This is a genomic window from Sorangium sp. So ce204 (genome assembly GCF_051526795.1).
Taxonomy (GTDB): Bacteria; Myxococcota_A; Polyangia; order Polyangiales; family Polyangiaceae; genus Sorangium; species Sorangium cellulosum_B.
In genome coordinates, this window is record NZ_CP150317.1 from 5,862,674 (window position 1) to 5,886,239 (window position 23,566).

Consider the following 23,566-nt stretch of genomic DNA (forward strand, 5'->3'; position numbering starts at 1 on the left):
GCGTTCGACGCCTCACGAGCACGGCGCCGAATGGAGATCTCCCAGGTCTCGCGGCTCTCCGCGCCGCGGCGCCGGCGCTGGAGCGCTCGTCAGTCGCGGGGCGCGCCGCGGCTCGCCGGCGCAACGCCGCCGTCGAACGCGCCGATCGCCCTGCCGGCGAGCGCCCCTGCGGCGAAGGTCACCGCCGCGATCACGAGCCAGGGCAGGAGCCGAGCGCGCCGCAGCGGGCGCGCGTCCCTCCAGTCCGGCGTGACGGCGCTCCTGGCCTCGCTGCGCTCGCTCTCTTCTTCCGGCGCAGATTCCGGCGCAGATTCCGGCGCAGATTCCGGCGCAGCGGGGCGCGCGTCCGTCCCGCGCAGCGTTGGCGTCACCTCGCCGCGATCGTCCCCTGAGCGGCCCGCGGCGATCCGCCGCGCGCCCGTGCGCCCGCGAGCCCCGGCGGATCTCCGGCAGCCCCGCACGAGCAGCGACCGGTGCCGATCGCGCCCGCTCGCGACCTCGCGCACGAGCGCGGCGATCTCCTGGCCCGCGAGCAGCCCGCGCTCGCTCGAGCTCGGCTCGTCGCCGCCGCTCGGCGCTCGGCGCAGCGAGGCGAGCACCTCGGCGAGCGCCTCTTCCATCTGCGCCGCGGTCTCGAAGCGGCCCTCGGGATCGCGCGCGAGCGCGCGCCGGATCGCCTCCTCGAGCAGCGCCGGGCACGCAGGGCGGAGCGGCGCGATCGCCGGCACCTCGCCGGAGAGCACCGCGCCCATCGTCGCGCCGTCGTCCTTGCGGTGGAACAGGCGGCGCGCCGTCAGCAGCTCGAAGAGGATCACGCCGACCGCGAAGAGATCGGCCCGCGCGTCGACCCTCTGCCCGCGCAGCTGCTCGGGCGCCACATAGCCGAGCTTCCCCTTCACCGTGCCGCCGCCGCTCGACGGGGCCGCCTCGTCGGACGAGCACGGGGAGCCGAAGGGGCCGGCCTCTTCCGCGCCGCTCATCCCCGTCATCTGCGCGACGCCGAAGTCGATGAGCTTGATCTCCCCCTCGAGCGAGAGGAGCACGTTCTGCGGGCTCACGTCGCGGTGCACGAGGCCGACGAGCTTCCCGCCGTCGTCGCGGAGCCCGTGCGCGTGCCCGAGCGCCCGCAGCACGCCCAGGCCGATCTCGATGGCCGCCTCGAGCGGGAACGGCCGCCCCTCCGCGAAGAGAGCGCGCGCGGCGGCGGCCAGATCGCAGCCCGGGACGTACTCGATCACGAGGTGATGGCGTCCTTCGTGAACGACGAAGTCGTGGAACCGGATCACGTTGGGGTGCTGGAGCCGGGCGCTGATCCAGGCCTCCCAGAGGAACATCCGCACGATCGACGGATCTCGCCTCGCCTCGGGGCGAAGACGCTTCACGACGACGGGGTGGGTGATACCTGCCGGCCCGCGCCGGCACGCGAGGAACAGCTCCGCCATGCCGCCCGCCGACAGGCGCGCGAGCAACGCGTAGCCGCCGTCGCCCATGGGCAGGTCCATCTCTCGATATCTCCACGGCAGCCCAGCCGCGCCCCCCTCGCTTCGCGCCGGCATCCCGAACGCGCGAAGCGAGGACGGCCGCCGCGCCATCCACTGCCGGAGTCGCCCCACCCCGGCCAGCCCCCGGACTTGCCCGCGCCGCCACATCGCGCCTTCGCTATTCACGCTGCATGCCACGGAAAGCGCCGCGGCAGCGTCACCTCCGAGCCATGGCCATCGCGCGGTGCTGCGTGGATCCCGCCGGATGAGAGCGCATGTCGGCAGCCGCAGAGACCCACGGCGAGCGCAACTCCCGGCGGAAAATGCGGAAAACTCGATGACCCCATGCTCCACACAGCGGCGCAGAGGGGCGCGCGCGGCGCCGGGCCCGCCCGCGATGGAACGCTTGTCAGGCCACGGTGGCGGGTGAGGCGCGGACGCGGCGCGCGAGCAGCGCGCGCAGCTCGCGGAAGGAGACGACGCGCAACGCGAGGAGGAGGACGGCGTAGACGGCGACGCCCACCGCGATCGACGCCCACATGCCGGCGAGGACGCGCGTGACGTAGGCCGCGGTGACCATGACCGCCGTCGCGGCGAGGACCGCGAGGATGCGGCCGAGCTCCACGACGTGGGCCCAGCGCGCGGAGATGCCCCACGACGCGATCAGCGCGCCGGCGCTCACGGCCAGCGTCGCGCACGCGGCGCCCATGGCGCGGTAGCGCGGCAGGAGGAGCAGGTTCAGCGCGACGTCGGCGACGAGCGCCAGCGCGAGCAGCTTCACCATCGCGACCTCGCGCTTCGCCGCGAGCAGCGGCAGCGTCACGACCTGGAACGCGAACGTCACGGGGACGGCGCACGCGAGGATCCGGAGGACGTCGGCCGCGGGGGCGTAGTCGCCCGCGCCTCCGTAGACGAGCTGGATGACGTCCGGCGCGAGCAGGAAGATGCCGGCGGCGACGGGCAGCCCGAAGAGCGCGGCGACGAGCATGCAACCGCCGTAGAGGCGCCCGAACGCGTCGCGATCCTGGACGTAGAGGCGCATGCCCGCCGCGAAGGCGGCGCCGAGCAGGACGTCGGGGAGCATCCTGAAGTTCTCGCTCAGCACCCAGGCCGCGCTGAAGACCCCGACGGCTTCCTCGTCGCAGAGGGCGCGGAGCATGACGCGGTCGATCTGGAGCAGCGCGCTCGAGAGCGCCCCGAGCGCGCCGATCGGCAGGCTGCGCTTCGCGATCTGCCAGAGCTCTGCGGGCGGCGTCGTGAGCTCGGGCCGGTAGAGGCGGGCGCGGAGGTAATGCGAGGTGATGGCGAGCTCCAGCACGTTGCCGAGCAGGAACGCCACGGCCGCGGCGACGACGCCGAAGCCGAGCGCGAGCAAGGCGGCCGAGAGCGCGATGACGAACAGCCGCGCGCCGAGCTCCGCGTACAGGATGTACTGGAACCGCTCGTGGGCCTCGAACGAGAGCCACATGGTCGAGTAGAGCAGCGTCGCCAGCTGGGAAGCCGCGGCGAGCACGATGAGCTGCGCGCCGAGCCCCGAGCGCGTCGCCAGCACGACGGCCACGGTCGCGCCGAGCACCACCGTCCCGGTCACGCCCCGGATGGCGAGCGCCGCGCCGAGGTGACGCGGCCCGAGCTCGGGCTTCACGGCGACCTCCCGGGCCAGGTATCCCCTCACCCCGACGCCGGCGGCGATCGTGACGATCCCCGCGATCGCGAGCGACGCCTGGAACTCCCCCCAGGCGGCGACCCCCACCTTCCGCGCGAGATAGCCGACGAACACGACGCCAAGGACGGCCATGATCGCCTGCTTCAGGAGCATCAGCGCCGCGTTCAGCGCGATGCGCCGGCCATCCTTCATGAACACCTCCCGGTGTCCCCATGCTGTCGGGCACCGCTGTGCGCGCAGCGGGACCGGCCCCGATTCGAGCGTCGTGCGCCCCCAGAGCGCGTCCGTCTCGCGCAGCGAGCGCTGCCCGGTGGCGCGAGCGCAGGCGCTCGCTCAGCGAGCGCCGTCGCCCGAGCTCAGCACGAAGCGCCGTCCGAGACGCGGCTCGATCACGAAGCGCCGCTTGAAACGGCGCGCCGACACGAGGCGTCCGTCAACCTCGAAGCACCCGAGGTGCAGGAGGATCGCCAGCGCAAATGGGGTCGGCGATCCTCGGAGCGGGACACGGGATTCGAACCCGCGACCCTCAGCTTGGGAAGCTGATGCTCTACCAACTGAGCTAGTCCCGCGCGAGGTGGAGGAAGCTTCTACCGAATCCGGGGCCGCTTAGCAACCCCTTCATTTCGTTTTCGATCCCGACGTCTTCACGTCGTCACGTCGTCACGTTTCGCCCGGAGGCGGGGCTCGGCGCCCTCTCCCAGCCGCGCCGCTACCGGCCCAGCCGCGCCGCTACCGGCCCAGCCGCGCCGCTACCGGCCCAGCCGCGCCGCTACCGGCGCACGCGCGCGCGGAGCGCCGGCGCGGCGAGCGCCTCGCCCGGCAGCGGCGAGCGCGCGCGGATGGCGCTGTCGCAGTCGCTGGTCGCCGCCGCGATCGCGCTGGAGATCTCGATCGTGCCCGCGTCCGGCGGGATCCAGGGCAGCTGGTGCAGGATGGGCCTGTCCGGCGGCAGCCAGCGCAGGCTCCGCGTGACGAGCACGACCGGGTGGTTGCTGTCCACGAGCTCGCTCGCGAGGCGCGCGCCGCCGAGCGGCGCCGGCGGAAGATCCAGGCAGACGAGGCACGCGTCGAACCGTTCGGTCGCCGACGCGAGCAGGGCGTCGTCGATGGACGAGGCGTCCACGATCTCGACGTTCGTCAGCGCCCCCTCGATCGCGCGGGCGAGCGCGTCGCAGGTCGCGGCGCGGGCGTCGTGCGCAAGCAGGATCCTGAGGCCGCGCACCGAGCGCGGCCCAGGCCGGCGGGCCTCGACGACCTGCAACCTGCCCGAGGGCGGCGTCTCGCGCTCACGAGGTGCACGTCGAACGGTCATGGACTCCCCTTCCTCAGCTACACCAGGGCAACCGTGCCCCAGGCTAACACCCCTTGAGCTCAAACTGACCAACCTTTATATGAGGGCGCGCTTCTTTCCTCGTCGCCGGTTCTAGGTTCTCGTTCGTCTCGGTCTCGGTCTCGTTCTCGTTCGTCTCGGTCTCGTTCGTCGCGTCTCGGTTCTCGGTTCGCAGCCGCGGCGCCCGCAAGCACGCCGCGACGCGGCATGCCAGCAAGGTCTACGGAAACATCTACGAAGGACGGTCACGCATGAGTCGGTTTCTCATCTCCACTCCTTGCGAGTGCCAGGCAAGCCTGTCAGCCACCCTGGACGAGCACCGGCACGTCACCGCCGGGTGGGCCACCCGGAGTCCCCGCGGCCGGTCGGCCGCCGGTGAAGCCGACAAGGAGCTCGCGCCGGCGCACAGCATCAACGCTCACCTCGACCGGTTCGATGTGGCGTGGTTGTGCCCCTACTGCGGGCGCAACACGCTCCGCACCTTCGATGCGGGCGCCATGAGGCGGCTGCCTGCGTCGAGCGCGTCGCCTGCGGCAGGGCTCGTTCCTCCCGGCACCACCTCCTCGCCGTGAGGCCCCCGATGCGCCGCGACCTCCTCGGTCCGCGCGTCGCGCAGATCCATCCGCAGCGCGCATGAGCCTGGGCAGGCGCCGTGCGATCGCGGCCGCGCGGCGCTGCTGCGCAGCATCTCCCGCGCAGGCGCAAGCGTCCGGGCGCGACCGCTTCATGGCCCCTCAACCCGCCGCGCTCCGGGCCCATTCCCACCCTGTCGACGATCAGCGCCGGCGCGCTCCGGAGCGCGCCGCTGTCCCGCTCAGCTGCCTTTTCCCGCCTGCGACGTGCCCATCGTGCCGAAGACCCAGTCCCAGAGCGGCGACGAAACGCCCCACCGGGCATTTTCTCCCGTGTGGTGATGGACCATGTGATGGCGCTTGATCCACTTCCCCCAGCGCGAGCTCATCCGGAAGTGATGAATGGCATAGTGCGTACCGTCGTACGCCAGGTATCCGAGGCCGAAGCCGATGAACAGCGGATCCGCCGGAACAGGGCCACAGACGACGCGAAACAGCGTGTAGAACGCGATGCCGAGGGGGATGCTCGCGCCGAGCGGCATCACCAGCCGGTCCGCATCTTGCGGGAAATCATGGTGCACCCCGTGGAGAACGAAATGCATCCGGCGCTGCCATAGGCGCGGCCCGACGTAGTGAAACACGTATCGGTGCAGGACATACTCGGCGAACGTCCATAGAAACAGGCCGACCAGTACGAGCCCGAGCCCGGTCAGGAGGCCGACATCATGCCGGGCGGCGCGCACGCCCAGATAGCCGTAGACCGGCAGCCAGAAGACGAACGGTGTGATCGGATGGATCCGCGAAAACCGCTCGATGAGCGGCGTCTCGAACATTTGGCATGTCGCTGGACGCGCGGTGCGCTCGGTGGAGGTGACGGTCATCGTGCACCCCTGGTACCGCATTTATCCATTGTCGGCCAGCGGTAGGGCCGGCGCCCAACGGCCCGCTGGACACCGGGAAATGACCATGATCCCGTCACGGCAGGCGCTCGCCGGCGCGATCCTTCCGCGGCGGCGACGCGTTCGTGTCGGCCCGGCGCCCGCCGCGAGCCGCGCCCGGGGCAGGCGCAGGCGCGCGCGATCAGCTCGCGAAGGACGCCTCGTAGAGGTGGCGGAGATCGTCGCGCGAGCAGGTGCGCGGGTTGCTCGTGTGGCACGCGTCCTGGGCGGCGAGGTCGGCCAGCGCGTCGAGCTTGTCGCGGGGGACGCCTGCCTTCTCGAGGCCGGCCGCGAGCCCGATCCGGGCGCGCAGGGCGCGGATGGCGTCGGCGCACGCGGCGGCGTCCTCGGGCGCGCCGAGCAGGGCCGCGACACGCGCGAGGCGCGGCGCGGCCGCGGCGACGTTGAACTCGACGACCGGCGGGAGGCAGAGGGCGTTCGCGAGGCCGTGGTGCAGGCCGCACTCGCTCGAGAGCGGGTGCGCGAGCGAGTGGCACGCGCCGAGCCCCTTCTGGAACGCGACCGCGCCCATCATCGCCGCCTTCATCATGCCGCCGCGCGCGTCGAGATCGTCGCCGTGCGTGACCGCCCGCGAGAGGTGCGCGGCGGCGAGGCGGATCCCCTCGAGCGCGATGCCGTCGGCCATCGGGTGATCGCCTTTCGCGACGTACGCCTCGATACAGTGGGTGAGCGCGTCGAAGCCCGTCGCCGCCGTGAGGAAGGCCGGCATCGACCGCGTCATCACCGGATCGAGCAGCGCGGCGTTCGCGAGCAGGTGCGGCGAGAAGATCACCGTCTTCCGGTGGTTCGCGTCGAGCGTCACGACGCCCGAGCGGCCGACCTCGCTGCCGGTGCCGGCCGTCGTGGGGATCGCGAGCATCGGCGGGACGTCGGGCGTGATGAAGCGATCGCCGCCCGTGGCGTCGTCGTAGTCGACGAGCGGCCGATCGTGGTTCACGCCGAGGCGCACGAGCTTGCCGACGTCGAGCGGCGAGCCGCCCCCGAGGGCGACGACGAGATCCGCGCGGGCCGCGCGGAACGCGGCGACGCCGTCGTGCACGTTCTTCTCGATGGGGTTGCCGAGCACGTCGTCGAAGACGGCCACCTCGAGGCCCTCCTTCCGCAGCGACGCGGCGACGGGCTCGAGCAGCCCCGAGCGGACGACGCCCTTGTCCGTGACGACGAGCGCCCTCGCCGCGCCGAGCCGGCGCGCCTCGGCGCCCGTCTGCTCGACGACGCCGGCGCCGAAGAGGATGCGTGTGGGGAAGCTCCAAACCGTGAACTGGCTCATGATCACACCGCCTCGAAGTAACGCTTCAGCTCCCAATCCGTGACCGCGCGCTCGTACTGCCGCACCTCCCAGTCGCGCGTCAGGGCATAGTGGTCGACGAAATTCTCGCCGAGGATCTCGCGGGCCATCTTGCTGCCCGCGAGCATCCGGGTCGCGTCGGCGAGCGTACGGGGCAGCGACAAGCGCGAGGACTCGGTGGACGACGCGTCTCCGGAGGCCTGCGCCGGCGGCTCGACGCCGTGCTCGATGCCGTAGAGCCCTGCGCCGAGGCACGCGGCCATCGCGGTGTACGGGTTGATGTCCGCCGCCGTCTGCCGGTACTCGACGCGCGCGCCGGGCGTGCCGAGGCCGATGAGGCGGATCGCGGCCGTGCGGTTCTCGACGCCCCAGCTGGCGGTGAGCGGGGCCCAGACGCCGGGCACGTACCGCTTGTAGGCGTTGATCGTCGGCGAGTAGATCGCCGTGAGCTCGGGCATCATGGCGATCTGGCCGCCGACGTAGTGGCGCAGCGCCGCCGGGATCCGATCGGGCGACGACGCGTCCTCGAAGACGTTGCGGCCGTCCTTCCAGAGGCTCTGGTGCAGGTGGCCGCTCGATCCGGGGAGATCGGCGTTCCACTTCGCCATGAACGTGACCGACAGGCCGTGCTCGTGGGCGATCTGCTTCATGGCGACCTTGAAGAGCGCGGCCTTGTCCGCGGCGCGGAGCGCGTCGTCGTAGCGGATCGCCGCCTCGTACACGCCCGGGCCGGTCTCGGTGTGCAGGCCCTCGATCTCGACGTCGAAGGCCTGCATCTGATCGAGGATGGCGGCCATGAGCTTCTTGTTCTGCCCCTCGCGGACCCACGAGTAACCGAACATGCCGGGGCTGAGCGGCGTCAGGCCGGCGAACCGCTTCTCGTGCAGCGAGCGCGGCGTCTCCTCGAAGAGGAAGAACTCGAACTCGCACGAGAGCTTCGCCGAGTACCCCATCCGCTCGCCCTTCGCGATGACGCTCCGGAGGAGCGATCGCGGGCACGCGGGGTGCGGGCCGCCGCGCTCGTCGCGGAAGTCGGCGAGCATCGCGACGGTCCCCGGCTCCCACGGGAGGTCGCGCAGCGTGCTCGGATCCAGGACGGCGTGCGCGTCCGGGTAGCCGGTGTGCCAGCCGGTCACCTTGGCGTTGTCGTAGAGGACGTCGGCGATGTCCCAGCCGAAGATGACGTCGCAGAAGCCGAAGCCGCTCGTGAGCGCGCTCCTCAGCTTCTCGATGGAGACGTACTTCCCGCGGAGGATGCCGTCGATGTCAAAGCCGCCGATCTTGGCGCGGGTGATGCCCCGCGCTTCCAGATCGGAGAGGAGCTTCTCGGGGGTCGAGGCGGTCATGGGCCGCGACGATAGCAGGGGAACGGGGCGACATGGCAAGCGCCCGCGCGAGCCCTCGGAAGGCGCCCCGCCGCCTGGATGCGCGCGTCCGGCGCGCGCTCACTTCACCCGGACGACCTGGATCGGATAGCGCTCCGCGAGCGGCACGAGCACGCGCTCGACGAGCTCGCGGACGCGCGCGTAGCGCTGGTGGTTCGTCGCGGCCGGATTGCGCTTCGAGTCGACGACGCCGATGCGGATGTCCAGCGTGCGCGCGTCCTCGACGCCCCCCGTCACGAACGCGTCCGGGTGCACCTTGTCGAGCTCGACGTTGAGCTCCTTCGCCTCCGGCGCAGCGCCGACGAAGGTGACCTCCAGCGCCTCGCCCAGGCCGTTCAGCACGGCGTTCAGGTTCTCCACCGGGAACGGCTGGCGCGCGAGCCACGCGACGACGGCGCGACGCGCGCCGCGCAGCGCCACGCTGACGACGAGCGCGACCGAGATCGGCGCGAACACGAGGACGCCGAGCGCGCGCGCGGCCTCGGGGCCCGCGTCGCGGCCGAGCGCCCCGAGGAAGACGAGCAGGAAGACGCCGGAGGCGAGCGCCACGAGCGGAGGATCGGTGAGCACGCCCCACCGCGAGGTCGACGCGTTCATCAGCCGCGTGAAGCGGGCCGACACGCTCTGATCGGCGCGCTCGCCCGCGGCGGCGCTCCCGTGCGTCGGATCAGGCATCTCCCGCATCTCCGAGCATGCGCCAGAAGAACAGCCCGACGCCGAAGAGGAGCAGCACGCCGGCGACCCAGAACGAGCGCACCGGGCCGAAGCTCAGCGCCTCGCCCGATTGCTTCATGATGAGGTCGGCCACCGTGACCACGCACGCGAACACGATGCAGGCCACGGGCAGCCCGAGCTGCTGGAGGAGCGTCGGTCCGCCGAGCGGCTTCGGGTCCGGCGGGCGCGGCCGCGCGTCTGCCGGCGGACGCGCCGTCGGCCGGTACCTGCTCGACGGCATGTCCGACAGCGAGCGCACCGCGGCCGGCGCGACCGAGGTCGCCGTGCGCGGCGCGACGCTGAGCGCCATCTCCAGCGGCGGCGTGCTCTCGATCATCCCGCCCATCCCGCCCCCGCGCCCGAGCATGCTCGGCGCGGCGCTCTCCATCCCGCCGCCGCGCGGGAGCGCGCCCACGGGCGTCGCCTCCGCGAAGCTGCCGCGGCCTCGCGCGCTCGTCGGCATGCTCTCCGGGACGAGCGCGCCCATGCCTCTGCTGTGCGGGCTCTGCGGCGCCTCGGGGAGGTCCATCTCGAGCCCGGCCGAATCCGAGGGCGGCGGCGGGCGCACGCTGCTCGCGGGACCTTCGCGGCGCCCTCCCCTCGGCGAGCGCATCGACGCCGGGGCCACGTCGAGATCGAGCTCGAGCGACCCGGCGTCGCTGGGCGTGTCGAGCCACACGTGCGCGGCCCGCTTGACCTGCGGGGCCGCGCGCATCGACGACGACGGCGGCGGCGGAACGGAGTACCCGTCGTCCTGCGCGGCGGTCCGCCCGAAGGTCGCCGGGAGCCCCATCGCCGCTTCCAGCTCCGTCCAGAAGGCCTCGATGTCGCGCGTGCGGTCGCGCGGGCTCACGGCGAGCGCGCGCTCGAACACCGCGTCGACCTCCGGCGGGATGTTGGCGCCCTCGGCCCGGGGCGTGGGCCGGCGCTTCACGTCGAGCGCCGTCCCCATCATCGCCTGCGCCTCGCCGTCGATCACCTGCCGCCCTACGAGCGCCTCGACCATGGTGAGCGCGAGACCCCAGACGTCGGTCCAAGTTCCCGCCTGCCCGAACCGCTTCGGCGCCCACTGCTCCGGGGCGCCGTACGCCGGGGAGAACGCGTTCAGCGGGTCGCCGTTCGTCACCCGTCCGACGGCCTGCTCGGCCAGCGTCTTCGCCTGCGCGATGCCGTAGTCGAGGATCTTGAGGCGCTCCGTCCCCTCCTGCGTCGTGATGAAGATGTTCTCGGGCTTGAGGTCGCGGTGGATGATCGACACCGTCCCGTTCGGGCTCGGGAAGCGGTGCGCGCGCGCGATCGCCTGCGCGATGGGGCGCATCAGCTTCATCAGCCTGTGGAGCGGGATCGGCGGCTCTCCCTTGAGCCTCCGTCGATCGATGACCTTGTCGAGCGACTCACCCTCCAGCCACTCGAGGGCCAGGAAGGGGACGAACTCCCCTCGCTTCAGGTGCAGCACGTCGACGTGGAGCGGGCGGACGACCTCCGGGATCGAGGCCGAGAGCCGGAAGAGCAGCTGGGCCTCCTCGCGGAACTTCTCGAGGAAGAGCTGCCGCTCGCGCGGGGTCTTCGCCTCGGACACCTTCAGGCATTTCAAGGCGACAGGCGCGCGGAAGCCGGCGTGGAGCGCGCGGTACACCACGCCGAACCCTCCCTCCGCGACCACCTGCTCGACGTGGAAATTACCCGCCTGCGTGGTCCCGACGATGCCGAAGACGTCGTCCGCCATGCTCCCTGAGCCATAGCGCACGGGGCCGCTAGACCGAAGGGTGAAACCTAATTTTCCTGTTCGATCGTCCCAGGTCCACCGGGCCAGCGGCCATCGGGGGGGGCGCCGAGGTGATCAGATGGGCGTAGAGGACGGAGAAGGGAGCGAGGTCGACCGTTCAACGTGACCGCACTTCGCCGCGAGGCGGCCGCGCGGCCGGGAGGCGCCGGCTCAGCTCCGGAGGTGCGAGGAGGCGTCGCGGTGGGCCCGGTCCTCCTCCTGGAGGATCGAGAACACAAGCCCGGCGCCGATGATTGGCAGGAGCCAGACGAGCTGCGCTTGCCAGACCTTCTGCTTGGGCTCGTAGACGCGGCTCCGGAAGACGCGCACGGTGACGTAGACCTGGAAAGCAAGGACCGCCGCGAGCGCGGCGCCGACGAGGATATCGAAGAGCGTCATGGGTGGGCCGCGGACCAGCCTAGCCACGAAGGGCCTCCCTGCAAGGCAGCGGGGCCTGCCGTCGCGATTTCGTCCCCGGCGGGCACGGACCCGACGCACCGGCGGGCGGGCAACCCGATCGAGACCTTCTACGGCTGCGTCACGTCGGGCACGGCCCGGCGGTCCAGGAGCCGGTCGGGCTCGACGCTCGCCACGAAGTGGAACCAGCGCTCCGTCGACTTCGATCGCCGCCCGGGGCGCCTCGCCACATTCCAGCTCGCGCCGATCGCCTCCCGGCGGCACTTCGAAGTAAGACATCTTACTTCGATCGCCACCCCGCAGCGCCTCGCCGCGTTCCAACTCGCGCCGATCGCCTCCCGACGGCACTTCAGAGTAAGGCGTATTACTTCGATCGCCGCCCGGGGGCGCCTCGAGCACAGGTCGCGCGTCCTCCACATCTCGGATCTCGACGTACGCAGACCGCGCGAAACAGAGGGCTGGCGCCGGCGGCGCGTGCTCGGTAATGCGTGGGAGAGGAACCTCGATGATCTCGTGAAGGATAGAATCCCAATCGATCTCGTCTGCTTCACGGGTGATGTCGCCGCCCACGGGACCCCGGAGGAGTACGGACCAGTGACTGAGCTCGTGAAAGCGACGCTCGCGCGGCTTCACGTGCCGAAAGAGCGCTTCTTCGTGGTGCCAGGGAACCACGATATCCATCGAGGCCATGACTCGGGCGCCTCGGCAATCGCGTCGACGGCCACCTCGATGGCTCTCACGAACTCAACCCCGAGCCCAGGACGGCGACGCTCCTACCAGTCCGCAGCTTCTTCCAGCTCCGCCTGGGCGTCGACTCGAACGATGATCGGCCGGGTCAACGAGCGCCCAGTCTCGCGAGGACCCGCGCCCGAACCTCGGCCCACGCGTCCCCCCCGCTCCCCCCCATCGCGCACCGCCTGCTCCCTGCGCTCGAGCTCCTCGAGCCACGCAGCGCTCCAAGAGTCGTCGTACGGCTCCTCGACGCTGGCGAGCAGCTCCGACGCGATCCTGAGGCGCTCTCCTTCAGGAAGGGACAGGGCGGCGGCGAGGGTGTCCTGGGTGGGATGCGCCATGGGGTGTCCAGCGTACCTCGGCTCGCGCCCCGGATCGATCCGTCGAGCCATGCCGGGCTGGTTCAGCGCGACAGGTGTACGTACTACAGTGCGCGCGTGCCCCACCCCCAACCCCGGCGCCGTCCGCGCCGAACCTCGACGCCGGACCTTCCAGGCCTCCGGCACCGCCTGGCTCTGCTCGCCGGCGCCGCGGCGTGGCTCGCGGCCGCGTGCTCCACGCCGTCGTCGGGGGTCGACGGCGGCGATCTGCTCGGCGTCTTCGAGCAGGACGCCGGCGCCCGCGCGGCCGACGGCGGGCCGCCGCGGCCTCCGGCGGCCCGGCAGGACGCGGGCGCCCGCGCGGCCGGTCCGGCCAGCGCGGCCGCGCCGCCGGCGAAGCCGCCCGAGGCCAGGCTTCCCAGCGAAGGGAGCTGCGTCGCCGAGCAGGGGCGCCCCGGACGAGAGCTCCGCAAGACGCTCGGCAGGCCGCCGTGCCGCGGCGCCCAGGTGCTGGAGACGCGCGACGCCGAGGGGTCGCCCCGCTACGCCTGCGTGATCGCGCCGAGCGGCGTGGAGACGCGCGCGCCGCTGCCGCTCATCGTCTTCTTCCACGCCGACGGCGACAACCCGACGAGCGTCGACAAGGAGACGGGCCTGCGCAAGCTCGGCGCCACGTGGAACCTGACCGGCGACCCGGCCCACGCGGGCTTCATCGTCCTCGCGCCCCAGGGCCGCGCCTTCAAGACGCCGAGCCAGGCCGAGCGCGAGCGCGGCACGAAGATGTACACGCCGACCGCGCCGTTCGACGTCGAGTTCACCGGCGAGGGCAACGTCGACGTCGCGACCGTCGACGCCTTCGTCGACCAGCTGCTCGAGAAGAAGCTCGTCGACCGGCGGCGCATCTACGCGCTCGGCGGCTCCTACGGCGGCCACATGGCGGCGACGTACGCCATGATGCGCGCGGACCGCGTCGCGGCGTTCGCCACCTTCGGCAGCAACGCGCCGCCCGCCGAGTGGGCGTGCCCCGGCCCTCCCCCGCCCGCGATGGCGGTCTACCGCGCGTGCGACGACATGTTCCCGTGCGAGTCCGTGGAGCGCTGGCTGCGCGCGCGCGACGCGCTCTCCGCGCACACCTCGTTCCTGCGCCTCGACGAGGCCGGCAGGGACGAGCCCCACTGCGCGCTCCGGAACCGCTGCTCCGCCAAGAAGGGCGCCATCAACCACGCCCGCTGGCCGAAGTCGCGCGAGGCCGACCTGCTCCGCTTCTTCGCAGGGCACGTCCTGGCGCTCGGCGCGAACGCCGCCGCAGCCGAGACCTCCGAGCGCCCGCGGACGCAGGCCGGCACCACCACGCGCTGACCGACGCCGGCCGACGCACCCGGACGCAGACCAGCGCGAACGCGCGCTGGCGGACGCGCACGGACGCAGACCGACACCAGGGGGCGCAGACCAGCGCAAACGCGCTGAAGGCGCGCTGACGAACGCTGACGCCGCAAGCGCACGCCCGCACTGCTCGTCCCACGTGTGCACCTGGCTTCGCCGCACGTCGACACTGCAACGTTGCGGTGCGGCGTTGAGCGGACCCGGCGTGTTGTCGTAGTGTTCGTCCCCGATGTCCGCTCAGGTCCAGCCCCTGCTCACCCCCTTGCCGGCCGGCATGTCCATCCCCGCCGGCACGCTCCGCGCCGAGATGGAGTCGCGCCGCGCGACCGGTCGCCGCTTCGACATCCGTGAGGCCATCGGCCTCGCCGTGCCGCTCTGCACCCAGCTGCACGAGCTGCACGCGCAGGGGCGGACCATGTTCGTGCACCCCTCGTGCCTCGGCCACGGCGCGAACGGCACGATCCAGCTGATCGAGGAGCTCGCCCACACCCCTCCTCTGCTGCCGCGCGACCGCGCCTGCCTGGCGCCCGAGGAGCGCAAGGGCAACGAAGGCGACGCGCGCGCGAGCGTCTTCGCGGTGGGGGCCATCCTCTACGAGATGCTCACGAACAGCAGCGTCGGCCCGGGGATGCGGCGTCCGGCGGACGTGATCCCGGACCTGCCGCCCGCGCTGGAAACGGTGCTCGGCAAGTCGCTCGTGGCCGATCCGAAGCACCGCCCGGCGGATCTCGCCGCCCTCGCGCAGGCGCTCTACCAGATCGTCCCGAGCGCCTCGTCGATGCCCCCGAGCGCCGACACGTCGCACCTCGATGCCGACGGCGAGTTCGAGGTCGACGTCAACCTCTCGATGATGCCGCCGACCGGGCACCAGGAGGAAGCGCGCGTCCCGTCGGCGCCGTCCGTGCCGAGGATCCAGGCGGTCTCCGGGGACGGACCGTTCGCGGTCGCCATCCCGATCAACCAGCCGCAGCGCCTGCACGGCAACGATCCGACCCGCAAGCTCGCGGATCTCAAGGCCGCGCTCGAGTCCGATCCCCGGCCGCGGTACGTCGTCATCAAGGACGGCATGGACCACGGGCCGTTCTCGTCCGTGGAGCTGCTCCAGCAGGTCGCGTCCGGCTCCTTCACAGGCGATCAGGTGCTGCGCGACACGTTCTCCGCAGAGGAGCGCGCGATCCAGGACTGGGAGGAGTTCGCCCCGTTCGCCGAGCAGGCGAAGCTGAACCGGGACATCGTGCAGGAGAAGCGCGCGCTCGACGCCGTCGTGTCGGCCGAGAAGCAGGGCACGCAGTACAAGGCGCTGATCGGCCTCGCCCTGATGGGCGTCATCCTCGCCGCGGGCGCGGGCTGGTGGTACCGCGAGCGCAGCCACAAGGAGCAGGAGCTCGCGGTGCAGGGCGCCACCGACCGCGTCGCGATCGAGGTCGACGCCGGCCTCGGCAGCGGCAAGACCGGGCGCGCCGGGGGCGTGGCGCGGCCGAGCGGCGGCGGCAGCTACCCGACGCTCGGCGGCGGCCTGAGCTGTGAGGCGGCGCAGGCGCGCTATGTCGAGGAGTACAAGATGGGCAACAACGGCCCGGCCGACCTCACGGCGGGCGCCTACGGCAACGTGCTGAACCGCGGCACGTACCTGAATGCGTGCAACGTGCCCTCGAGCATGGAGGTGAACGTCTGCGCCGCGGTGCAGAACGGCCGCGCCGTGGGGGTCACCGTCACGACGAGCCCGTCGAACCCGAGCGTCGCCTCGTGCATCTCCGGGCAAATCCGCGGGATGTCGTTCCCGTCCCACCCGCGGCTCGACGTCGCCCGGACGACGTTCAAGTAAAGGAGGCCGCCGCGCCCCTCCCCGCCGAGCATCGAGGCCGGCGCGCCCCTCCGCGGCGACCGTGTCCACGCGACCGATGATCCAGATCGAACAGCTGACGAAGAGCTTCGGGGGCATGCCGGTGCTCCGGGGCGTCGACCTCGACGTGCCTGCCGGCTGCCTCTACGGGCTCATCGGGCCGGGCGCCTCGGGCAAGAGCGTGCTGCTCAAGATGATCACCGGGCTCCTGCGGCCGGATCGCGGGCGCGTGCTCGTCGACGGGAAGGACGTCCACGCGCTCAGCGAGCTCGAGCTCCAGACGTTCCGCCTCAAGTTCGGGATGCTGTTCCAGAACAACGCGCTGTTCGACTACATGACCGTCGGGGAGAACATCGCGTTCCCGCTGCGCCGGCTCTACGATCTCAGCGAGGACGAGATCGAGGAGCGGGTCGCGGAGCGGCTCCGCGCTGTGTCTCTCGCGGGCTTCGAGGGGCGGACGCCGTCGGGGCTCTCCGGCGGCCAGAAGAAGCGCGTGGGCGTCGCCCGCGCCACGATCGCGCGCGGCGAGATCGTCCTCTACGACGAGCCCGCCGCCGGCCTCGACCCGGTCACGTCGCAGCGCATCTTCGACCTGCTCCGCGCCGAGCAGCGGGCGATGAACGCGACCGTGGTGATGGTCTCGAGCGATCTCGACCGGCTGCTCACGGTCACCGACCGGGTGGGGATGCTCTACCGCGGACGGCTCATCTTCGACGGCACCACCGCCGAAGCGAAGGCGAGCGACGATCCGCGCGTGAGGCAATTCGTCCACGGGCTAACCGAAGGGCCGCTGTAGAGCGGCGCCGCGCCGTGCAAGGCGCCCTGGAACGAGAAACAAGGACATGAGAGAAATCTCTGCTCTCGATGTCTCTGGCGGTCTTTCGGCTCGCCTCCGCCTCTCCACCTTTGCGCTGATCGGCGCACTTGCGGTCTTCTCCGCTGTTCAGCTCAACCCGTCCCGTCCTCCGCTGGCGCGATCGGGCCGTCGCCGGCGAAGTGGAACCACTGTGTCGGGTGAGCCCGGACGAAGCGCTCCAGGGCGCCCATCATCTCGGCCGCGGCGGCGTCCCGCTCCTCCTCGGTTGCCCGGCGGGCGAGCCGGATCGGCGGCGCCACGACCGCCTCGTAGTCGAGGAAGCCCAGGCGGTGCGTGAACACGGGCAAGATCGGCGCGCCGCTCATCGCGGCGAGCGCGATCGGCCCCTCGGGCGCCCGCCAGCGGCCGCCGAGGAAGGTGACCTCCCGGCTGCGCATCCCGGGCGGCGCGCGATCGATCTGCATCGCGACCACGCCGCCTCGCTGCAGGTGCTTGAGGAGCGGCAGGGCGTCCAGCGGCCCATCGCCGATGTGCACCACCTGGACACCAGCGCGCTGCCGCGCCGCATCCTGGATAGCGCGCGCCTCGGCGTCCCGTTCCCGCTGCATCGCCAGCATGACGCCCGCCGGATGCACCGCGCCGAGGATCTGGCCGGCGATGTCCCAGCCCCCGGTGTGCGCGGTGACGATGACGACCCCCCGGCCCGCTGCAGCGCACGCGTGGTAGTGCTCGACGCCCCGGGAGCGCCGCGCCACCGTGTACCCGCGATCGCTCGCGAGCAGCAGCGCCTCGGCGATGCAGCTTCCGTAGGCGGCGAACACCGCGCCGCTGTCGAGCAGGTCGACGAGGCGCGACCGCGGCCCGCGGACGCGGCGGAGGTTCTGCTCGACGCGCCGTCGCAGCTCGGGGAGCGCGGCCGCGAAGAGCACGCCGAAGACCGGAGGGCTATGGCGCACCAGGGGCTCCGGCCCGCGCCTGACCCCCGCGGCGAGGGCGCGGCGCCAGAAGGCCGAGTCATGGCGTAGACCGGAGAAGAGCGCTCCGCGCGGACGAGGCATGCGGCAGCCTATCTACCGCAAACATAACGGCCAAGGGAGAGCCCTCGAGCGCGGGCCCCGCGCCGCCCTGGCGAAGCCTGCCGAGGGCTCGTCACGAGACGCGCGGGCTGCGGGCTGCAGGCTCCGGGAGCGCATGCGCCCCCACCGAGGCACGACGCCCCGCTCGGATGAAACGACGTTCCAGCGCCATCGCCCGACGTCGCTCTCTCTCCTGCGCTCGTCCAAGGCGCTCTGCGAGGAGCCCAGTCCAGCATCACAGGAACCGAATCGAGGTCGCCAGGCGAATCCTTACCGAGAAAACAGGTTCATGGAGCTCAAAGCAGTCTGTTACAAGGCCCTTTGACAAGGGGGCCTTCGACATGAATATCCTGCTCGTCGATGACCAGAACGTCGTCCGGGAAGCGCTGGCGTACGCGCTGACGTCGCAGCCGGGGGTGAGCGAGGTCGTTCAGGCTGGAAGCGGGCAGGAGGCGCTCCGAGCGCAGGAGATCCACCGCTGTCAGGTGGCGGTGATAGAGCTCGGCCTCGCGGACCGCAGCGGCGTCGACCTCATCCGGGAGCTCAAGGGCATCGCGGAGCTCCGCGTCATCGTGCTCTCGATGCACCGCGACGAGTTCCGGGTGGCCGAGGCGATGCGGGCCGGCGCCGATGGATATCTGTCGAAGCAGAGCCGGCTCGCCGATCTCCTGGAGGCGCTGCGCACCGTCGTCCGGGGGCGCACGGCCGTATCGCCGGACGTGAGCGCCGCGATGGTGCGCGCGCTCCAGCGGCGCGACGCCGCCGCCAGGGGCGACATGGTGGCCGCGCTGAGCGACAGGGAGCGTCAGGTGCTCCGTCTGCTCGCGATGGGCCTCTCGGCCAAGGAGGTCGCCGCCCAGCTCTCGATCAGCGTGAAGACGGTCGAGACGCACCGGGCGCGCCTCTGCGCGAAGGTGGCGACGCACAGCGTGGCCGACCTGACCCGCCTCGCGGTACGAGCGGGCCTCGTCGAGGCCTAGGCGGCGCCGTCGCGCGGGGGCGCCCGGCGAGCGCTGGAAGCGCGCGCCGCCCTCACCGCGCGCGGCGTGCAGCGCGGCTCACGCCGCCGCGGTGGACGCCCGCGGAGCCGCCCGGAGCGCCGGCAGCGTCTCTCCGATGAGCGCCGAGCCGATGGCGAACCCGGAGAGCGTGAGTCTCATGTGGAGCACGTCCAGCATGCCTTGGCGGTGGAGCAGGGTCAGCGTGCCGCGGATATCCCGGCGGCGGACGCGCAGCTTCTCGACCAGCGAGTCGAGCGTCTCGGAGCGTCCTTCGCGTTGCGCCATGGCCAGAGCCTGCAGGAGAGTTGCGGCCAAAATTTTCTTGTCCATGAGAGCACCCTAGGAAGGGTTCCCTTGAGGTGCCCAGTTTTCGGCGACGATTTTTTTGAGAAATGTCGCTCGCAGATTGGACGATGGGCTCTCCGTACTCTGCTCATCCTGCGCCTGATACCCACCTCCCCGTATCGAGGGTTCGTCGGCGGTGGTGTCCAGGTCGCCGCCAGCAGAGGCGCGTCGCGTCACGTCGAAATGACGCCCTCGATGGGCGCGAACACACCCGGTTGGGCGACCCTTCGGCCAATCCATTCCCTCGGATGGCTCGGCGCGTCAGCGGTGGGCCCGCTCTGACTAAGGGGCCGTGTAGGTCGCGCCCAGCTGATATGTGCCGGCCGCGAAGCCGTTCACCGAGAGGAATGCCTGCGTCTGCCCCGCCGGGACCGTCAGATTGCATGTCTCCGCGGCGCCGTCCAGATACGGACGGCAGTCGTACGAGGTCAGGGTCGGCGCGGCGCCGAACCTCACGTAGAGATCTGGGTCGCCGGTGCCGGTCATCACGAGCCGGAGGCTCGTGCCTGGAACCACCGAGAGGGGCCCGTGTGACGCCGATGCGCCCGCCGCGAGGCGGCCGCTGAAGGTGGCCGACGTGGCCGTGCCGCCGCCGCTGCCGGAGCCGCTCGATCGGGTGTAGGTCACCGCCACGTTGCAGGTGGCCGCGGTGTACCCTCTGACCTTGACGTACGCCTTGGTTTGCCCTGTCGGCACGGTCAACGTGCACGTCTCGGATGCCCCGGAGAGGTACGGGCGGCAGCTGTACGAGGCCGTCGTCGGCGCCGATCCGAACTTCACGTAGAGGTCGGGATCGCCGGTGCCGGTCATCACCACAGTGAGGCCCGTCCCCGGCGTGACAGCGAAACCGGCGCTCGATCCGATGTCCACGAACGCACCTGCGTTGACGCTGCTGCTGAAGTTCTCGGTCACCGTCGTGCTGCCGCCGCTGCCGCCACCAGCGCCGCCGCTGCCGCCACCAGCGCCTCCGCTGCCGCCGCTGCCGCCACCAGCGCCGCCGCTGCCACCTGCGCCGCCGTTACCACCGCTACCGCCGCTACCACCAGCGCCGCCAGGCGGGCCGTAGAGCGCCTGGGCGCCCTGGATGTCTCTTGCGGTCAGCACGAAGTTCCAGTCGCCGGTGCCGTTGCACTGGGGATAGTGCATGACGGAGTCCGAGTCATAGGTGGTCAGCGCGCGCCACGCGTCGTCCTCGAAGCAGACGCCCGCCTCGGGGCGCGTGTGCTCGTGCCGAAAGCCGAGCGTGTGGCCAAGCTCGTGCCGCAGGGCTGCCTCGAGCGCGACGCCGGATACCGCGAGCTCGTTGAAGTCGATCAGCACGTTCCGCACCGATCGCGCGTCGTTGGGGAAGAACGCCCGCGCGATGTACTGGCCGCCGGAGTTCGTCGGCCTCACGTCGAAGACGACGTTGCTGTTGCCAGCAGTGCAGCTCGCGTCCTGAGCGCTCTGGTAGATGTAATCGACGTCCGAGGCGCTCTCCCAGGAAGCCGTGGCGGCGTCCATGGCCGCCACGACGGCGGCATGGCGCGCGCCGAAGGTCGTGCTCACGCAGTAGGTGATGCTCTTCTTCTGGGCCGCCGACCAGACGACGTCGCTGCCGCCGCTGCGTTGCACGATGAGGGCGCCATCTCGTACGTACGTCTCCCAGAACTCCCGGAGATGCTTGATGTCGGCGACGGGCGTGTCCCCATTGACGATGTAGACGCCAGAGCCAGGCTCGCGGAACGCGGCCTTCTCGAACGCCTCGAAGCTTTCCTGGCTACCGCCGACGTCCTCGACCGGCTCGTCCTCGAGACCCGACACGCAGGCCGTAAGGGCGAATACACCCACGGTCATTACGCCAAGTTTGAAGCTGGCCGAGCCGCAGACACGCGAGCCACGCGATCTCACAGAGCGCATTGAGAGCTCCTTCCGCTCGAAAAAATGATTCTTTGTTCCAGCGAAGAGTCGTTCGGCCGACCGGGAAGATATATAACCTGATCCGAGCGGGGCAGGATCGGCAAATCGTCATGAATCAATAAAAATGACGACGACACTCAAGCACTGCAGCCATCCAGCGTACCCGACGACGTTTCGTCGACGTGAAAATTTTCCAGCTTCACAGAAACCGGCACCCTCGACGGTATCGGCTGGAGATTGCGCTCCATGGTGTCCGACCAGCGAGGCCCACCGCGCATGGCCGTCGGCGAGCGCATTGGCGCTCCCGGACAGGCCCGGGAGCGCATCCGCGGGCGGTTTTACAGCTTGCCCCTGACGTAGGCTCGCTGGACCGTCAGCTTGGGAGGACCGGCGGAGATCTCGAATGCTTCCGGACGGCCGTCCGGAGCGAGGCTGCCCACGAGGCGCATGGTCTTCAGAGAGACCGTGACGGCGCCCGAGGCGTCGCGGAGGTACTGGACGTCGACGGGCTTCGTCGGATCGACGCTGGGCATGTACTCCTGCTGCTTCAGGTCGAAGGAGCCTTTCTTCTTGAGGAGCCGGGCGAGCGCCGAGGCGGTGGCGACGGGCGAGGAGAGCCACGCCTTGGCCGCCGGCGTGAACGTCCCCTGGACCTTCTTGCCCTCGACCTCTCCCGAGTACTCGTACTCGAAGTTCTTCTTCTGGGACAGCTCGATACGGTGGTTCGCCTTGCCTCCCGACGTCTCGATCCAGACGCCTTCCTTGATGTGCCCCTGAGGATCGATGAGCACGTTCGACGCCTCATCCTCGATGTGCAGAGACTTTGGGTCACGCGGCAGGAAGGTGGCCGAGCGGGAGAACCATCGCCGCTGGCCGCCCTCGTCCTTGAGCAGATCGCTCGTCTCGAAGCCGACAGGGACCTTGTCGAGGCGCAGGATGACGGTGTCCGTGTACTCGGGCCTCGGCGCGGCGCTCTTCGACTCGAACGAGTCGAAGAGCCCCTTGGCGAGCCGCTCGAACGTGCGGACATACCCGACCTCGTCATGCAGGCAGGCGATGGGGCGCGCCCTGTCCGCGTGCAGCGCGATCTTGAGCAGGCCGGCCGCCTTCCCGCCGGCGGTCGGGACGAGGTAGAGGGCCTGCACGAACACCGCGGGGCTCTCCCGGTGCACGCTCACCTCCCAGGGAACGACGCGGGCGACCTCCACCTTCGCAGGGTCGAGCAGCTCGATGAAGTTCCTTATCACCTCGCCCGAGTCGAGCATCGTGTTGTAGACGAAGCACTCGACATGGGTGTCCGTGCCGAGGGGGATGGAGATCGCGACGAGCTTCTCCTTCGGCTCGATCTTCGCCTCCCCTGCCCCGAACACGCGCGCCGACCAGTCCGCGGCGCGGAGCTCCCGGGCGGGCAGCTCGCCTGTCTCGCGGGCGAGCGCCTCCTCGATGTCGAAAGGCTCCTTCGCCGCGGGCGCTGGCGCGGGCGCAGGGCTCTCCGCGGGCGCCGCGCCGCCGGTGCCGCCGCAGCCCGCGAGCAGCGCCAGCGAGAGCGCGACCAGGCCCGCGCCACGCGCGTCGCCCGGAGCGCGGCCGCGCGCGCGGCGCGGCCATGATGTCATGTTCGGTGAGCAGAGCTGGCCCCCATCGAGACGAGCCCCCTGGATCGCAAGCGCCATGTGAATCTCCTGCAATGTCGTCACCCCGGCCGCCCGGAAGCCTCGTCGTCGGGCCGGGCGCTGAAGGTGATGATGCAGTGCAACGAGAGCGGCAGCGGCATCGTGTTGTCAAGACGCGATGCGCCAGCGCCGCAGGCCTTCGACGGCCCGCCTGAAGGCCGCCGCCACAAGACCGACCGGCCGCGTCCAGTGAGCCTGTCACGGCGGAGCCCGCAGAGTGGGGCGACCAGACACGGCGGCGCGCACAGTGAGGCAATTTGCCACAGCGAGCCATCGAGAGGACACGCCCGGCGACCCGACGCTCATCAATTGTCCGGCCTCGACGCATCGGCAGATTCGTCCGAGCTCCCCGGCCTGGCACCCGCGTTGCAGCATGGCCCCGGCGTCGCCGGCAGCGCCGGCCTGATGTGGCCAAGCGGCAGCAGGTAGCCACGGTCGTCGCGTGGCGTTCACGAGGCAATCCATCCGAGGAGTGATTCATGGGACAGACCAGCGAGAGCAAGCGAGGCTTCGCAGCGATGAACGCGGAGCAGCAGCGCCAGATCGCGAGTCAGGGCGGAAAGGCAGCTCATGAGAAGGGCACAGCACATGAGTTCACGTCCGAGGAGGCGCGCGCAGCGGGCCGCAAGGGCGGAGAGGCTGTCAGCCAGAACCGCGAGCACATGGCCGAGATCGGGCGCAAGGGCGCCGAGGCGCGAAGTCAGGCGACGAACGGCGAGGGCCGGAGCCGGAAGGGCCGCAACGGAAGCCATGAGCAACATGTGAAGGCGGACGAGCACCCCCAGCAGAACTGAACCGTCCCGCGCGCCGCTCGGGATCCCCCGAGGGCGCGAGGACCACGAAGAGCCGCCGAGGAACCACGAAAGGGTTCGCCCTTTCACGGTTGCTCGGCGGTCCTTC

At 71.2% G+C, this 23,566-nt stretch carries 20 protein-coding genes, 1 tRNA gene and 1 pseudogene; 7 read left to right on the forward strand and 15 right to left on the reverse strand.

From position 1 onward, the window contains the following. Positions 1-89: 89 nt before the first annotated feature. The 4 genes from WMF22_RS21795 to WMF22_RS21810 form a co-directional block, all read right to left on the reverse strand. The gene (locus WMF22_RS21795; protein WP_437300959.1) at positions 90-1,502 is read right to left on the reverse strand and encodes a serine/threonine-protein kinase; all 1,413 of its coding nucleotides are present in this window, start codon (positions 1,500-1,502) and stop codon (positions 90-92) included. Positions 1,503-1,890: 388 nt separating this feature from the next. After that, on the reverse strand, positions 1,891-3,339 hold the full coding sequence (locus WMF22_RS21800; RefSeq protein WP_437300960.1) for a flippase: 1,449 nt from the start codon (positions 3,337-3,339) through the stop codon (positions 1,891-1,893). A gap of 304 nt (positions 3,340-3,643) precedes the next feature. Beyond that, a tRNA-Gly gene (locus WMF22_RS21805) sits at positions 3,644-3,716 on the reverse strand. 200 nt (positions 3,717-3,916) lie between these two features. Further along, positions 3,917-4,459, reverse strand: a complete 543-nt coding sequence (locus tag WMF22_RS21810; protein WP_437300961.1) for a hypothetical protein — start codon at positions 4,457-4,459, stop codon at positions 3,917-3,919. 269 nt (positions 4,460-4,728) lie between these two features. On the opposite strand from WMF22_RS21810, the gene WMF22_RS21815 reads away from it, so the two are divergent. Continuing rightward, positions 4,729-5,049: a hypothetical protein gene (locus WMF22_RS21815; RefSeq protein ID WP_437300962.1), complete on the forward strand. Its 321-nt coding sequence runs from the start codon at positions 4,729-4,731 to the stop codon at positions 5,047-5,049. A 242-nt stretch (positions 5,050-5,291) separates the two neighbouring features. Here the strand turns inward: WMF22_RS21815 and WMF22_RS21820 are convergent, their stop codons facing one another. From WMF22_RS21820 to WMF22_RS21845, 6 genes are all read right to left on the reverse strand, one after another. Beyond that, entirely contained in the window at positions 5,292-5,930 is a 639-nt protein-coding gene (locus WMF22_RS21820) for a sterol desaturase family protein (RefSeq protein WP_437300963.1), read from the reverse strand. Positions 5,931-6,129: 199 nt separating this feature from the next. Then, entirely contained in the window at positions 6,130-7,284 is a 1,155-nt protein-coding gene (locus WMF22_RS21825) for an iron-containing alcohol dehydrogenase (protein WP_437300964.1), read from the reverse strand. Continuing rightward, positions 7,281-8,642, reverse strand: coding sequence for a glutamine synthetase family protein (locus tag WMF22_RS21830; RefSeq protein ID WP_438036899.1), 1,362 nt, complete (start codon positions 8,640-8,642; stop codon positions 7,281-7,283). The genes WMF22_RS21825 and WMF22_RS21830 overlap by 4 nt, the downstream gene beginning before the upstream one ends. 99 nt (positions 8,643-8,741) lie before the next feature. Beyond that, complete coding sequence (locus WMF22_RS21835) at positions 8,742-9,356, reverse strand: hypothetical protein (protein ID WP_437300966.1); 615 nt, start codon at positions 9,354-9,356, stop codon at positions 8,742-8,744. Further along, positions 9,349-11,121 carry a serine/threonine protein kinase gene (locus WMF22_RS21840; protein ID WP_437300967.1) on the reverse strand — a complete coding sequence of 591 codons (1,773 nt, stop codon included), beginning with the start codon at positions 11,119-11,121 and terminating at the stop codon, positions 9,349-9,351. Before WMF22_RS21840 ends, WMF22_RS21835 begins: the two co-directional genes overlap by 8 nt. Positions 11,122-11,331: 210 nt before the next feature. Next, complete coding sequence (locus WMF22_RS21845) at positions 11,332-11,586, reverse strand: hypothetical protein (RefSeq protein ID WP_437718857.1); 255 nt, start codon at positions 11,584-11,586, stop codon at positions 11,332-11,334. A gap of 408 nt (positions 11,587-11,994) precedes the next feature. Here WMF22_RS21845 and WMF22_RS21850 point away from each other — a divergent pair. Then, positions 11,995-12,252: pseudogene (locus WMF22_RS21850) on the forward strand (metallophosphoesterase family protein); the annotation flags it as partial. A gap of 98 nt (positions 12,253-12,350) precedes the next feature. Here the strand turns inward: WMF22_RS21850 and WMF22_RS21855 are convergent. Next, entirely contained in the window at positions 12,351-12,701 is a 351-nt protein-coding gene (locus WMF22_RS21855) for an addiction module protein (RefSeq protein WP_438036900.1), read from the reverse strand. Between the two features lie 45 nt (positions 12,702-12,746). Between WMF22_RS21855 and WMF22_RS21860 the strand changes: the two genes are divergently transcribed. The 3 genes from WMF22_RS21860 to WMF22_RS21870 all read left to right on the forward strand — a co-directional run bounded on the left by WMF22_RS21860 (position 12,747) and on the right by WMF22_RS21870 (position 16,651). Further along, positions 12,747-13,988, forward strand: a complete 1,242-nt coding sequence (locus WMF22_RS21860; RefSeq protein ID WP_438036901.1) for an alpha/beta fold hydrolase — start codon at positions 12,747-12,749, stop codon at positions 13,986-13,988. 253 nt (positions 13,989-14,241) lie between these two features. After that, positions 14,242-15,837 carry a hypothetical protein gene (locus WMF22_RS21865; RefSeq protein WP_437300971.1) on the forward strand — a complete coding sequence of 532 codons (1,596 nt, stop codon included), beginning with the start codon at positions 14,242-14,244 and terminating at the stop codon, positions 15,835-15,837. Positions 15,838-15,913: 76 nt separating this feature from the next. Continuing rightward, positions 15,914-16,651 (forward strand): ABC transporter ATP-binding protein, encoded by a 738-nt coding sequence (locus WMF22_RS21870; protein ID WP_438036902.1) that lies wholly within the window; start codon positions 15,914-15,916, stop codon positions 16,649-16,651. A gap of 152 nt (positions 16,652-16,803) precedes the next feature. Here the strand turns inward: WMF22_RS21870 and WMF22_RS21875 are convergent, their stop codons facing one another. Next, on the reverse strand, positions 16,804-17,730 hold the full coding sequence (locus tag WMF22_RS21875) for an LpxL/LpxP family acyltransferase (RefSeq protein ID WP_437300973.1): 927 nt from the start codon (positions 17,728-17,730) through the stop codon (positions 16,804-16,806). A 359-nt stretch (positions 17,731-18,089) separates the two neighbouring features. On the opposite strand from WMF22_RS21875, the gene WMF22_RS21880 reads away from it, so the two are divergent. After that, a complete protein-coding gene (locus WMF22_RS21880; protein WP_012236595.1) occupies positions 18,090-18,728 on the forward strand; it encodes a response regulator in 639 nt (212 codons plus the stop codon). Positions 18,729-18,806: 78 nt separating this feature from the next. Here WMF22_RS21880 and WMF22_RS21885 read toward each other — a convergent pair whose 3' ends face one another. The 3 genes from WMF22_RS21885 to WMF22_RS21895 form a co-directional block, all read right to left on the reverse strand. Next, positions 18,807-19,034, reverse strand: a complete 228-nt coding sequence (locus tag WMF22_RS21885) for a hypothetical protein (RefSeq protein ID WP_437300974.1) — start codon at positions 19,032-19,034, stop codon at positions 18,807-18,809. 342 nt (positions 19,035-19,376) lie between these two features. After that, positions 19,377-20,993 carry a M57 family metalloprotease gene (locus tag WMF22_RS21890; RefSeq protein WP_438036903.1) on the reverse strand — a complete coding sequence of 539 codons (1,617 nt, stop codon included), beginning with the start codon at positions 20,991-20,993 and terminating at the stop codon, positions 19,377-19,379. A 338-nt stretch (positions 20,994-21,331) separates the two neighbouring features. Beyond that, the gene (locus WMF22_RS21895) at positions 21,332-22,666 is read right to left on the reverse strand and encodes a hypothetical protein (RefSeq protein ID WP_438036904.1); all 1,335 of its coding nucleotides are present in this window, start codon (positions 22,664-22,666) and stop codon (positions 21,332-21,334) included. A 479-nt stretch (positions 22,667-23,145) separates the two neighbouring features. Here WMF22_RS21895 and WMF22_RS21900 point away from each other — a divergent pair, with 479 nt between their 5' ends. Beyond that, entirely contained in the window at positions 23,146-23,460 is a 315-nt protein-coding gene (locus tag WMF22_RS21900; RefSeq protein WP_437300977.1) for a KGG domain-containing protein, read from the forward strand. The last annotated feature ends 106 nt before the right edge of the window (positions 23,461-23,566 follow it).

What these genes read in the sequence shown, in the direction of transcription:
- WMF22_RS21870 (WP_438036902.1), top strand. Translation starts at nt 15,914, where the DNA reads ATGATCCAGATCGAACAGCTGACGAAGAGCTTCGGGGGCATGCCGGTG.
- WMF22_RS21815 (WP_437300962.1), top strand. Translation starts at nt 4,729, where the DNA reads ATGAGTCGGTTTCTCATCTCCACTCCTTGCGAGTGCCAGGCAAGCCTG.
- WMF22_RS21820 (WP_437300963.1), bottom strand. Translation starts at nt 5,930, where the DNA reads ATGACCGTCACCTCCACCGAGCGCACCGCGCGTCCAGCGACATGCCAA.
- WMF22_RS21880 (WP_012236595.1), top strand. Translation starts at nt 18,090, where the DNA reads ATGAATATCCTGCTCGTCGATGACCAGAACGTCGTCCGGGAAGCGCTG.
- WMF22_RS21900 (WP_437300977.1), top strand. Translation starts at nt 23,146, where the DNA reads ATGGGACAGACCAGCGAGAGCAAGCGAGGCTTCGCAGCGATGAACGCG.
- WMF22_RS21885 (WP_437300974.1), bottom strand. Translation starts at nt 19,034, where the DNA reads ATGGCGCAACGCGAAGGACGCTCCGAGACGCTCGACTCGCTGGTCGAG.
- WMF22_RS21855 (WP_438036900.1), bottom strand. Translation starts at nt 12,701, where the DNA reads ATGGCTCGACGGATCGATCCGGGGCGCGAGCCGAGGTACGCTGGACAC.
- WMF22_RS21830 (WP_438036899.1), bottom strand. Translation starts at nt 8,642, where the DNA reads ATGACCGCCTCGACCCCCGAGAAGCTCCTCTCCGATCTGGAAGCGCGG.
- WMF22_RS21895 (WP_438036904.1), bottom strand. Translation starts at nt 22,666, where the DNA reads ATGGCGCTTGCGATCCAGGGGGCTCGTCTCGATGGGGGCCAGCTCTGC.
- WMF22_RS21800 (WP_437300960.1), bottom strand. Translation starts at nt 3,339, where the DNA reads ATGAAGGATGGCCGGCGCATCGCGCTGAACGCGGCGCTGATGCTCCTG.
- WMF22_RS21840 (WP_437300967.1), bottom strand. Translation starts at nt 11,121, where the DNA reads ATGGCGGACGACGTCTTCGGCATCGTCGGGACCACGCAGGCGGGTAAT.
- WMF22_RS21810 (WP_437300961.1), bottom strand. Translation starts at nt 4,459, where the DNA reads ATGACCGTTCGACGTGCACCTCGTGAGCGCGAGACGCCGCCCTCGGGC.
- WMF22_RS21890 (WP_438036903.1), bottom strand. Translation starts at nt 20,993, where the DNA reads ATGCGCTCTGTGAGATCGCGTGGCTCGCGTGTCTGCGGCTCGGCCAGC.
- WMF22_RS21865 (WP_437300971.1), top strand. Translation starts at nt 14,242, where the DNA reads ATGTCCGCTCAGGTCCAGCCCCTGCTCACCCCCTTGCCGGCCGGCATG.
- WMF22_RS21795 (WP_437300959.1), bottom strand. Translation starts at nt 1,502, where the DNA reads ATGGACCTGCCCATGGGCGACGGCGGCTACGCGTTGCTCGCGCGCCTG.
- WMF22_RS21875 (WP_437300973.1), bottom strand. Translation starts at nt 17,730, where the DNA reads ATGCCTCGTCCGCGCGGAGCGCTCTTCTCCGGTCTACGCCATGACTCG.
- WMF22_RS21835 (WP_437300966.1), bottom strand. Translation starts at nt 9,356, where the DNA reads ATGCCTGATCCGACGCACGGGAGCGCCGCCGCGGGCGAGCGCGCCGAT.